An 11,483-nucleotide genomic window follows, 5' to 3' on the forward strand; every position below is an offset into this window, starting at 1 on the left:
GGGAGCCGCCGCGGTCCGGCGGAGTCAGCGGCGGCGGCCGCGGTCCCCGAGATTGATCCGTACGCGGGACGGCTTCGGCGGCGCGGACTCGGCGGCGGCCGCCGGTTCACGGGCAGGCCCGGAAGCGGGCTCGTCGGTGGACCTCGGCGCGGGCTCGGGAGTGCGCGGCGGGGGCGGGCCTGCCTTCGTGGCCGGTGAGCTCTCGCCGCCCGGGCGCCCCGTGGAGGCCGGATTGGTCTTGATGCGGCTGGTACGCGGCTTGCCGCCGGGACCCGGGCGCTCTCCCGTGCCCGCCTTCTCCTCCGGGAGCGATGTGCCCGGACGGCGATGCTGCAGTGCGCACACCTCCGGGTCGGCCAGCGCCTTCAGGAAGGTCGCCATCCTGGGGCGACTGCCCGGAGCCCGTGCGGTCATCGCGCGGAGCAGGCCAAGCATCGCGTCCGACAGGCGGGTGTTCAGCTGCAGGTGCTCACCCGCGTTCACGGCGTCGGCCGGTGAACCGAAGCGTGCGTCGAACCCCGGGAGCGCGCCCGTCAGATAGACATGAGTCATCAGGCCGAGCGCGAACACGTCCACCGCACACGTCAGATGCTCGGCCGTGACCGATTCGTCGCCCTGCATGTAGCGGCGCCACTCGGGTGCCCCGTATGCCGTGTCGCCCACAACGTCGGTGCGGCCCGGCGGACTTCCGGCGACGTACGAGTCGTCGAAGTCGATCAGCTTGGCCGTGTGGAAGGCAGCGCCGTCGCGCTTCTGAACGAGCACGTTGAGCGGCTTGAGGTCGCCGTGCACGATGTTGATGTCGTGCAGCTGCTTCAGACTCATACCGAGCGTCTTGAGCAGGACCGTCTTCGGGCGTGGTTCGAGCGACTGAGGCTTCTCCAGGCTGGAGGTGTCGATCCGCTCCGTGACCTTGTAGTAGGTGCTGCCCTCGTGGAAGAAGTCGGTGGCGAGGACGAGATTGCCGCCGCCGCGGGCGTCCGGGCGCAGCCGCTCCATGATCGTGCGATGGCGGTCCTCGAACTCCCGTGCCAGCTCACGCCGGATGCGCAGGCTCGGGGTGTCCCTCGTGTCGTCGTCCCGCGGGCGCTTGGGCTCCAGGAACTGCTTGACGAAGTACTGTGCCCCGTCCCGCTCGGCGAACGCCCATATGCATTTGCCGCCGTTGGCGTTCGTGGGCTCACTGACGATGTGGTAGCCACCGATGACGGCCCCGTTCTTCATGCGCGCTCCTCGGGTGCGGGCGGCAGGCAGCTTTCGTAACCGGCGCGGTAGGCGTGCCAGATGTCCTCGTGCCAGGCGCGTGCGCGGGCCGCCGACTCCGGGGAACCGCTCTCGCCCGAGCGCCGCCCGCGGTCGTACCGATCCCGCAGCTCGGCCAGGCGGGCGGCGAACCGGCCCCTCAGTTCGCCGAAGCCCGAGTGGCCGATGGCCACGATGGCGAGGGAGGCGTCGTCCGCCGTGTAGCCCTGCACCCTCCGGCGCAGCAGATCCGCCCAGTCCCGCTCGTCGTGTGCTTCCTCGAGCGTCTGCAGCAGGATGTCCTCGAAGTCCGAAGGGGTCTGGACATAGCCGAACCAACCGTCGGTCGCCGCCACGAGGACGCACGGTAGCGGGAAGGACGCCAGCAGCTGGCTGTCGATGATGAAGTCACGGTCCGCGCAGACCAGGTTCGTCATCGGCGGGTCCGAGCGCAGCAATGCCAGTGCGTCGCTCTCCCGGGTGTGGTCGCGCGTGAGGACCTGCAGCCCGGACGCAGGGCTCAGAACGTACGCCCGCGAGTCGCCCGCCCACAGTGGCTGGAGTTCGAGCGAGTCACGGACGATCCGGTAGTGGACGGCCGCGAGGGTCGTGGGCAGCAGTCGGCGCATGGTGCCGCTGATCTTGCTGCGTCGCTGCGGTGACTTGGAGAGGAAGTACTCCACGTACGTGTGCAGGGACTCCGGTCCTGAGGGTTCACTGCCGGTCGCGACCTCGCGGAACCAGCAGTCGGTGGCAAGTCGCGCGACGCGGGCGCCCACCCAGGCTCCGGTCATCGTCTCTCCGTTCGGAGCTTGCCACACGGGGGCGGCGCCGGATCCGCCGGAGCCGTCGAACACGGCGAGCAGCCCCTGCGCGGTATCCATATGGTGGGCGACGAAGGGTTCCGCGTCCTCGCCGCGTCCGGGCACCCGCTCGGTCCACACCGACAATCCCTGGTAGCCCGGTTTGTCCTTGGTCCAGATCATCCGGGGAGGCGCGGCTCGGTTCGTGCCGGGGTCCCGTCGGTGCCGCCCTTCGGCCTGCTCTGCGACCGGCGGGTGCTGCGGCCGTGCCCCATCTGTTGGCAGCTCCCCCGTGGGGGCCGGCGCCGGCGGCACGGGGCCGCGCCCGCGCGGACCCTGCGCCTGGGGAGGGGGACCCGGAGCCGGTACCGGTGCTCCGGAAGCGGGCGAGCCCATGTGCGCACCGGGCGGGTACGCGGGGGAGTGGGGCGCACCCGGCGGCACGCCCGGAGTCCGGTGGTGCCGCATGTCGTCATGGGTCATCGACCCTCCTCGTCGCGACCGGTGCCGGACGTTCCTCCGCGCGGACGCTTGGCGGTTCCGCGGATCCGGCTGACCCGTGCCCCCGGCCCGTCCGCGCCTCTCGACCCGGACGGGCCGGGGGCACGGGACGGACCGGACTCGCCGTGCTCCGGCGGCAGCGGTTCGTCCGCCGGCGGGCCGCTGGTACCTGCTGGGCCGCGCCCGCGCGGGGAGTCCGAACCGTCGCGACCACCACTCGCGGGCTCGCGCGACGCGGCCCGCCCGTCCGGGCGCCTGTCACCGTCTCTGCGTATGCGGGATGTGCGGTCGCCGCCCCCAAGACTTCCGCCGTCGTCGTACCGGTCGCGGACCACCTCGCCCAGGACCGGCTCGGACACGTCCGAGCCCGCGGCGGGTTCGTCGTCTCCTCGGTCGGACTCCAGCGCGCGGGGCATCGTGCCGCGAAGCCTGCCGCGGCGCGTCGCCGTGTCGAACAGGCCGTCCCCGTCACGGAGGACTTCATCGAGGACGGCGCGTTCCAGCTCCGCCTGCTCGAAGGTCTCGCGGTCGGCGTCGCCGCGTTCCAGGATCATGCGCATGACCTCGCGGCGGACCTCGCGCTTGTCCGCCTCGCCCTTCTCGATCCAGGCGAGCGCCGCGCGCGCCCCCTCCTTCTCCATGATCTCGGCGATGAGTCCGTCGACGCCCTCTGCGCGGATCATGTCCAGGTGCCGCTTCCGGCGCATCCCGGCGAGCCTGGTCTCGCGCACGACGTCGCGGAACTCCCGCCCGCTGGCGGCGATTTCGTCCTCGTCGACGAGCAGTTCGATCTGTATGCCGCGCAGCCGCACGGCGTCGTCGCCGGTGAAGCCGGCCAGCGCCGAGTTCAGGGCCTGCTCGGCCTCGTGGAACTCCGCGATGTCGTAGTCGCGCGCGACACCGCGCAGGGTCTTGCGCAGAAATCCGTAGAGCGCCCCGCTCATGTCGCGGATGCCGCGCGAGACCACTCGTGCCGGGTCGGCCACCCGGCACACCAGGTCGACGCGGCTGCGGAAGGAGAACGTGGGATCACGGCTGAGCAGCGGGATGTCGAGGATCAGCCGATGCTCGGTCATGTCGACGGTGAACACCTTGAGGTACGCGCCGAACCGGGACGAGGGGATCTCCTCGCCGCTGTGGATGGTCAGCGAGGGCCCACTGTCCCGGACCAGGACCAGCGCGCGGCCGGGGGCCGGCGGGCGCAACGGGTTCATCAGCCGCCACCGGGCGAGTTCCTCGCTGCCGAGCACGGGGTCGTAGCTCTGTTCCTCCACGGTTCCCCTCTCCTTTCTGCGCTGAAGGACATGTCCCGCAGCTGTCCGGGGACAGCAGCAGGGGGACTCCCCGCCCTCCGCTGAGGGCCGGGTCAGGTGCGGTCCGGGCTCAGGTCCTGCGCTCCAGGAGACGGAGCAGTTCCTGTGCCCTGGCGGACGGGTTCTCACGGTCGCCGGCCCACTTCGCCAGCCACCACAGCAGCCGTTCGCGGTGCCGGCCGGGCCGGCGGGCGATGCCCACGAGCAGCGCTCCGATGGAATCGAGAGCGCCGGGGCACTTGTCCGCGTAGTCCTCGATCCATGCGCGCAGCGCTTCCAGCGCCGTGTCCTGGACCGGCCGCCGGGCCAGGGCCCGCGCCCACAGTTCCGCGAGTGGCTCTGCATGTCGCGGCAGCCCGCTCAGCAGCACCGGTGCTCCGGGTACGCCGTCGGGACCACCGCCGTTCGGGCCGCCTGCCCGCTCCTCGTACGGCTGGGACACGGCGAACACGAACGCGGACAGCGACTTGACCACCATGGGGGACAGATCCTGTGGTTCGGACCAGTCCAGGTAGGCGTTCAGCAGCACACCCGCCTGCCCCTGGTGGACGAGGTGCACCCCGCCCCAGGCGACGGACGGCAGTGTGCCCCAGTCGTCCTCGCGGTCCAGCGCGTCGCGCAGCACCGCAACGGCCCGCTCGGGGGCGTCCCGGCCGAGGAGCCCGCCGACGGCGTTCGCCGCCGTGCCCGCGAGTCGCCGCTGGCCGGCCGAGGTGCCGCCGCGCGCCCATTCGTGCAGCAACTGCCAGACCTCCTCCGATGATTCGGGGCGGCTGCCCGCCACTCCGAGTGCGGTGGCCGCGCTTTGCCTGAGCGGCCAGGACGTGCTGCTCGCCCACGAAGTGAGGAAGCGGTGCACCGCGTAGTGGTGGTCGGCCCAGGCGATCACTCCGGCGGATACGGCGGCCCGGGCACGCACCTCGACATCGGCGTGGGTGAGCAGGCGGCGCAGCCAGGCGAGGACGGAACGGCGGTGGCTGTCGAGTGTGCCCCAGGCGTAGGCCAGGATCACCTGGCCGAGGAGCGGGCTGCGGAAGCGGACGCGCGGGGGCCCCGTTGCAGTCGGCCCGTCGCCGAAGTCCAGCCGGATCCACTGCTGTTCATGACCGAGCCGGTCCCGGAAGCGCAGGTCGTACGGGGGATCGTCGGGCGGGGTGAGAGCCGGCCACAGATCCACCGCCGCGTCGGCGACGGTCAGATAGCTGCACTCCTCCAGCACGGCCGACGCCAGGGCGAACGCGAGTGCTTCCGGTTCGCGGAACCGGTCGAACCAGCCGCGCACCTGCTCGCTCGGATCGCGCAACGCGGCGACGGCGGCGGCGACATCGCCGCCCGCGCGGATCACCTTGGCCAGGTCGGCTGCGTGCCGGGCCGCGGGCTGTTCGCGCAGTGCCCCCACGGCTTCGGTGGATTCCAGCAGCGCCAACAGTTCTGCCCGGGCGCCGGGGTCACCGCCGTGGCCGAGGACCCGGCGTTCGACGATCGTCTGCGGATCGACCGGTGCGAGTTCGTGCCGGCCGACCGTGTCCCCGCCGGGTCCGGCCGCGGCCCTCGCGAGGTCGCGCCCCCCGACCAGGACGAGATGGCTGTCCGATGCCCGCAGGGCGGCGGCCACGGCGGCGAGCTGTCCCACCCGCCCGCCGTCGGCTGCAGCCGTGCTGCGCAGCCGGGTTCCCGCCGCCGACCGGACGCCGAATGTCGCGGTGAACTCCCGTACACCCGCGGGCCCGTCCTCCAGAACGGCGAGATAGCCGCCGTTCTTCACAGGAGGCGTCCAGCCGGACTCCAGGATCACTGCGGGGGCGAGCAGCCGATGGCAGCCGCCATCACCGGTCCCGCCGAGCGCCATGGCCTCGGCGAGCAGATTCACTCCGGTGGCCTCGCGTCCGCTGCCCGGCGCCCCGGTCAGTACCAGGATCCGGTGTTCGCGGAGGGCGTCCAGCGCTTCGTCGTACCCCTCGGGCTGGACGAACAGGTCGGTGTGCTCGGTGAGTTCGTTGGCGTCCACGGCCAGGACGGAGGCGCCGCCGCACGCCCGCGTGCCGGTCGTTCGCCTGCCGTCCGTGTGGAACCCGCCGCCGAAACTGACCGAGTCGTTGAACAGAGCGAGTGTGCCGATCCGGGTGCCCGATGCGTCGGTGTTCAGACGCTGGGCGATGAGGTCGGCAATGGCGCCCGCGCGCAGTGATTCGGACCGTTCGTCCTCGTCCCGGCCGGCGCCCTGGGCGAGCGAACGCAGTGCATCCGACTCGCTGACCGGGCCGTCGTGCTCCTCGCCCGCGGGGCGCTGCTCGACCGGTGTTTCTCCGGTCTCCTTCGAGTCCTTGGGGTCTTTGGGAGCAGTCGAGTCCTCGACGGGCACGCCACCGGCGCGCTTGGGCGCGGCCTTGTCGGCGGGGGCCTTGCTTACTGGGGTTTCCTCGCTCATGACTTTCGGGTTTCCGGAGCGGAGGCGCCGTCGGCACTAGACCTTCACGGCGCGAGGACAGCGGGGCGGAGTGTCCTCACGACACGTTCCAGTCCCCCTGCACCTCGACCTTCTCGTTGAAGACCTGAGCGTTCTTGATCAACGCGGCGCTGACCTGGGCTCCGCCGCGGCTGCCCTGGGCCGCGACCGCCTCGTCGATCAGCCGCCGCATCTCTGTTTCGAAATCACGGTCACGCAGCATGTGGGCGGCGAGCAGCCGCTCGAGGTCCTGGTGGGCGGTCTCGTCGTCCGGGGACTGCGCCACCCGGTCCATGGCATCCTCCGCCTCCGCGTCCCCGCGGAACCGGGCACGGATCCGATCGACGAGGCGCCCGGCGCTGCCCCAGCCCGATCGCCCTGCCTCCTGACCGACCGACTCCAAGGCCCCCTTGGCGACCAGCGCGACACCTGCAGCCGCAATGGCTGTCACCGGATCCATGATGTTCTCCCCCGAACTTCCCGCGCGTTCCGTGGCTTCCTGCGCAGGCAGATGAGCAAATGTAGGTGACCTGCGCCCTCGCTGAGGCACCTGCGGAAACGTTGGCCGAAAGCCGCTGGGCCGCAGAATGCTTACATCAGCAGCTACTGCATGTACCGCTGCGTGACCGGGATTTCGGCGACCCATTGCTTCCGGCCAATGACGCGCCGGTACACGCTCCCGGCCGATGATGCTCCGGTTCGCGCTCGCGACTGTGCATCCGCAGGGTGAAAAATCGGCTGCGGCAGAGGATCGGGCCCGCCCACACTGGGCGGGCCCGATCCTCTTGTCCGAGTTCGCCGAAGGAACACCACCGCGTGCAGGCTGCCGTCACCGTCACTCCCGCCCAGATACCCGAACTGCTGCTGGGGCTCGCCACCGTGCGGCCCGTGTTCCTGTGGGGGGCGCCCGGGATCGGGAAGTCCTCGCTCGTGCGGAGGTTCGCCGAATCGCTGGGCCTGGAGTGCGTCAGTCTGCTCGGGACGCAGCTCGCGCCCGAGGACCTGATCGGGGTACCGCAGATCCGGGACGGACGGTCCGTGTTCTGCCCGCCCGAGGCCATCGCGCGGGACGAGCCGTACTGCCTTTTCCTCGACGAGCTGAATGCCGCCGCTCCGGACGTCCAGAAGGCGTTCTACTCGCTGATCCTGGACCGTCGGATCGGCTCCTACGAGCTGCCCGCCGGTTCGATCGTCATCGGTGCCGGGAACCGTGCTACGGACAACGCCCTGGCGCGGCCGATCGCGTCCGCGCTCGTCAACAGGCTCACGCACGTCCATCTGCAGGCATCGGCGGCGGACTGGCTGGTCTGGGCGGGCGAGCACGGCATCCACCCCTGGGTGACGGACTATCTCACCGATCGGCCCGACCACCTGTGGTCCCAGCCGCCCAAGACCGAGGAGCCGTTCTCCACACCCCGGTCCTGGCACATGCTGTCCGACGCCCTGCACTCCTTCGGGCCGGGCATCGACGAGACCACCCTGCGGGTGATCGTGCACGGCACCCTCACGCCCGCGCACGCCGTGTCCTTCTGTGGCTACGCGAAGATCGTGCGCCACACCTTCGGCATCGAGGCGATCCTCAAGGGCGATGCCTCCTGGCCCACCCGGCTGGAGGACCGCGACCTGCTCTACTACCTCGCGGAGGCGTTCCGCGGGCGGCTGGTGAAGGAGCTCCCGCGCCAGAAGGAGCATGTCTCGCCGTCCATGCGGCAGACCGCCTACCGGGCCAAGGCGCTGCTCGTCCAGCTGGCCGAGATCTCCGTCGAGGTCGCGCAGACCGTCATCGCGGATGACGGCGACGGTCTGCCGGTGCTGCCCGCCTGGTTCCTCGTCGAGGCCGCACGCGACATGCCCCGGCTGGTCGAGGCCCGGCGATGAACACCGCGCCGCCGTACACCGCTTCTCGGGAGCTGACCTGGTGAGCTCCTCATCCAGGAAGAAGAACAGGCCCGACCCCGCCACCGAGGCGTTCGCCGCCGGGCTCGCGCTGGTCAAGCGGAACCCGGCCTTCGCGGCCGTCGACGCGGGCTTCTGCCGCCAGGCCAAGTGCGCCGGAACGCCCGCCGGAGGACTGGCCGCCGTCGACTCCAACGGAAGCGTCCACGTCCACCCCACCAAGCGTGCGGACCCGGCCGAGTGGGCCTGGACGATCGCCCACTGCCTGCTGCACCTCGGCTTCGGACACGTTCCGGCCGCCAAGGACGACCCGCGCGAGCAGCCCGACCGATTCGACCGCGCGGCCCGCTGCACCGTGGTCAACCGCTTCCTGCTCACCTTCCCGGCCGGCCGGGCACCCGACCACCTCCCCGAGACGTATCCCGGAGGGGACGAGGCCGAGCTCGCAGCCCGCTGGCGCCGGGACGGCATCCCCGCCGCCTACGAGCACTGCGGCACGGCGGGCGAACACCCCGACCAGGTGCTGCAGCCCTGGCGGGCGTGGAACACCACCGTGCCCGACTGGGAGACGGCCTTCGCGCACGCGCTCACCCGCAGCGTGTCCGCCGCCATGGACGTCGCGGGCGGCCGTCGCGACCGGACCACCGGAGAGCGCGTCGCGCAGCGGCCCTGGGACCGCGCCCTGAACTGGTTCGTCTCCTCGTACCCGCTGCTCGGCGGACTCGCAGCGGGTCTCACTGTCGTCGCCGACGCCGAACTCGCCCGCGCCCAGGACATCTCCGTCGCCGCCGTGAGCTCCGCCGCCGGGGAGATCTACATCAACCCGCTGCGCACCCTCACCGACGAGGAATGGCGGTTCATCCTCGCGCACGAGATGCTGCACGCCGCCCTGCGCCACGGTGAACGCTGCGGCGCCCGCGACCCGTTGTTGTTCAACGTCGCCGCCGACTACGTCGTGAACGGCTGGCTCGTCGAGATGCGTGTCGGCGAGATGCCCGAAGGGCTGCTGTACGACCCGGACCTCAAGGACCTGTCGGTGGAGGAGGTCTACGACCGCATCGCCACCGACCTGCGCCGCCGTCGCCGGCTCGCGACCCTGCGCGGCAAGGGCGCCGGTGACATCCTCGGCGAGCCGCTGCCGCACGCGGCCGCCCGCCCGTACGCCGACCTGGACGACTTCTACCGCCGCGGCCTGGTCCAGGGTTTCGACCTTCACCGGTACGGGGCACGCGGTCTGCTGCCCGCGGGGCTGATCCAGGAGATCAGGGCCCTGGCCCATCCGCCCGTGCCGTGGGACGCGCGACTGGCCCGCTGGTTCGACGAGTTCGTGCCCTGGCCCGAGCCCGTGCGGTCCTATGCCCGACCGGCCAGGCGACAGGCGTCCACCCCGGACATTCCCCGCGCCGGTCGGTACTTCCCCACCGAGGAGACACCGCGCTGCACCTTCGGAGTCGTCCTCGACACCTCCGGCTCGATGAACAGCGCGCTGCTCGGCAAGGCGCTCGGGGCCATCGCCTCGTACGCCGATGCCCGCGACGTACCGGCGGCACGCGTCGTGTTCTGCGACGCCGCGGCGTACGACGCCGGGTATCTGCCACCGGCCGAGATCGCCGGACGGGTACGGGTCCGCGGGCGCGGCGGGACCGTACTGCAGCCCGGGATCGACCTGTTGCAGCGGGCCGGTGACTTCCCGCCCGCCGCCCCGGTGCTCGTGATCACCGACGGCTGGTGCGACGTGCTGCGCGTACGGCGGGAGCACGCCTTCCTGATCCCGCAGGGCGGCTCCCTTCCGTTCACGCCCCGCGGCCCGGTCTTCCGGCTGACCTGAACACGGACGTCAGAGCACGCCGCCCGCCTCGTCGTGGAACACCTCCGGCCAGTAGCGGTAGTCGTCGGCGTCCTTCGCCGACAGGCAGGCGACCGGGTCGACCGGGTCGAGCACGGCGACCATGGTGTCGGCGAGCTCGTGGTAGAAGTCCCGTGTGAACGGTCGCCACCGCCCTGAGCGGGTGGATCTCCCTCGCGTACACGGCCGTTCGGTTGCCACGGTGGCCCACCGCGGCAACCGCCACCCAAACGGGAACGGCCAAGTGGGTGAGGGGCTGTTTCACCGCCGTGTCGGCGAGCGTCTTCCCCCCGTCTGATCACTCATGGTGTGCGAGTACGAGCACCGGGACTGCCGCGGGGACGGCAGGGCGGAACTCACCCACGTACACGGAGGATTCCCAATGACGAACGCGCACTCCACACGACATCGTGTCCCCCAAGGGCGCGTCCTGGCCGGTCTGCTTGCGCTGCTGGTAGCACTGACCACATGGGCGCTGACGACGCCGACAGCCATCGCCGCCGGCCCCAACGGCGTTCACCGCACCCTGCGGACGAGCATCCGGGACGTGGCGGCCGGTTTCGGGCACAGTCTGGCCCTGCTGTCCAACGGCACCGTCAAAGCCTGGGGAACCAACAGTGCCGGCGAACTCGGCGACGGCACGTACAACGACAGCAGCACACCCGTCACCGTCACCGGACTGACCCACGCCCGCGCCATCTCCGCCGGCGTCGGAGGCCACAATCTCGCTCTCCTGTCCAACGGCACCGTCAAAGCCTGGGGATACAACGGCACCGGGCAGCTCGGCAACGGCACCACCACCAGCAGCAACACACCTGTCACGGTCACCGGGCTGAGGCACGTCCGCGCCGTCGCCGTCGGCGGAGGCCACAGTCTGGCCCTGCTGTCCAACGGCACCGTCAAAGCCTGGGGATACAACGGGGACGGCCAACTCGGCAACGGAACCACCACCGACAGCAACACGCCGGTCACCGTCCCCGGGCTGAGGCACGTCCGCGCCATCGCCGCCGGCAGAAGCCACAATCTCGCTCTCCTGTCCAACGGCACCGTCAAAGCCTGGGGAACCAACGGCACCGGGCAGCTCGGCGATGGCACCAACACCGACAGGAACACACCCGTCACCGTCACCGGACTGACCCACGTCCGCGCCATCGCCGCCAGGCTGGACCACAGTCTCGCCATCTCGTCCAACCGCACTGTCAAAGCCTGGGGATACAACGGGTACGGCCAGCTCGGCGACGGCACCAACACCGACAGGAACACGCCCGTCACCGTCACCGGACTGACCCACGTCCGCGCCATCGGCGGCGGCTTTTACCACAGTCTGGCTATCCTGTCTAACCGCACTGTCAAAGCCTGGGGATACAACGGGTACGGCCAGCTCGGCGACGGCACCAACACCGACAGGAACACGCCCGTCACCGTCACCGGACTGA

General features: G+C 71.1%; 9 protein-coding genes. 3 read left to right on the forward strand and 6 right to left on the reverse strand.

Features of this window, described 5'->3' with window-relative positions:
* Positions 1 to 24: 24 nt before the first annotated feature.
* The 5 genes from ACFYXH_RS37195 to ACFYXH_RS37215 form a co-directional block, all read right to left on the reverse strand.
* Complete coding sequence (locus ACFYXH_RS37195; protein WP_389572830.1) at positions 25 to 1,224, reverse strand: lipopolysaccharide kinase InaA family protein; 1,200 nt, start codon at positions 1,222 to 1,224, stop codon at positions 25 to 27.
* Positions 1,221 to 2,228 (reverse strand): serine/threonine protein phosphatase, encoded by a 1,008-nt coding sequence (locus ACFYXH_RS37200; protein WP_389572833.1) that lies wholly within the window; start codon positions 2,226 to 2,228, stop codon positions 1,221 to 1,223. Before ACFYXH_RS37200 ends, ACFYXH_RS37195 begins: the two co-directional genes overlap by 4 nt.
* Positions 2,229 to 2,524: 296 nt before the next feature.
* Complete coding sequence (locus tag ACFYXH_RS37205) at positions 2,525 to 3,820, reverse strand: hypothetical protein (protein WP_389572836.1); 1,296 nt, start codon at positions 3,818 to 3,820, stop codon at positions 2,525 to 2,527.
* Positions 3,821 to 3,929: 109 nt separating this feature from the next.
* Positions 3,930 to 6,287, reverse strand: a complete 2,358-nt coding sequence (locus ACFYXH_RS37210; RefSeq protein ID WP_389572839.1) for a hypothetical protein — start codon at positions 6,285 to 6,287, stop codon at positions 3,930 to 3,932.
* A 76-nt stretch (positions 6,288 to 6,363) separates the two neighbouring features.
* On the reverse strand, positions 6,364 to 6,765 hold the full coding sequence (locus ACFYXH_RS37215; protein WP_389572842.1) for a hypothetical protein: 402 nt from the start codon (positions 6,763 to 6,765) through the stop codon (positions 6,364 to 6,366).
* A gap of 356 nt (positions 6,766 to 7,121) precedes the next feature.
* Between ACFYXH_RS37215 and ACFYXH_RS37220 the strand changes: the two genes are divergently transcribed.
* Together ACFYXH_RS37220 and ACFYXH_RS37225 are read left to right on the forward strand one after the other, a co-directional pair.
* On the forward strand, positions 7,122 to 8,183 hold the full coding sequence (locus ACFYXH_RS37220; RefSeq protein WP_389572845.1) for an ATP-binding protein: 1,062 nt from the start codon (positions 7,122 to 7,124) through the stop codon (positions 8,181 to 8,183).
* A 40-nt stretch (positions 8,184 to 8,223) separates the two neighbouring features.
* A complete protein-coding gene (locus tag ACFYXH_RS37225; RefSeq protein ID WP_389572848.1) occupies positions 8,224 to 10,029 on the forward strand; it encodes a hypothetical protein in 1,806 nt (601 codons plus the stop codon).
* A gap of 9 nt (positions 10,030 to 10,038) precedes the next feature.
* On the opposite strand, the gene ACFYXH_RS37230 is transcribed toward ACFYXH_RS37225, so the two are convergent.
* Positions 10,039 to 10,248 carry a hypothetical protein gene (locus ACFYXH_RS37230; RefSeq protein WP_389572850.1) on the reverse strand — a complete coding sequence of 70 codons (210 nt, stop codon included), beginning with the start codon at positions 10,246 to 10,248 and terminating at the stop codon, positions 10,039 to 10,041.
* Positions 10,249 to 10,429: 181 nt separating this feature from the next.
* On the opposite strand from ACFYXH_RS37230, the gene ACFYXH_RS37235 reads away from it, so the two are divergent.
* Positions 10,430 to 11,483, forward strand: a 1,054-nt coding sequence (locus ACFYXH_RS37235; protein ID WP_389572853.1) for an RCC1 domain-containing protein, incomplete at its 3' end; no start/stop codon positions are given.

The sequence above is a fragment of the Streptomyces sp. NPDC002730 genome (assembly GCF_042888805.1).
Lineage (GTDB): Bacteria > Actinomycetota > Actinomycetes > Streptomycetales > Streptomycetaceae > Streptomyces.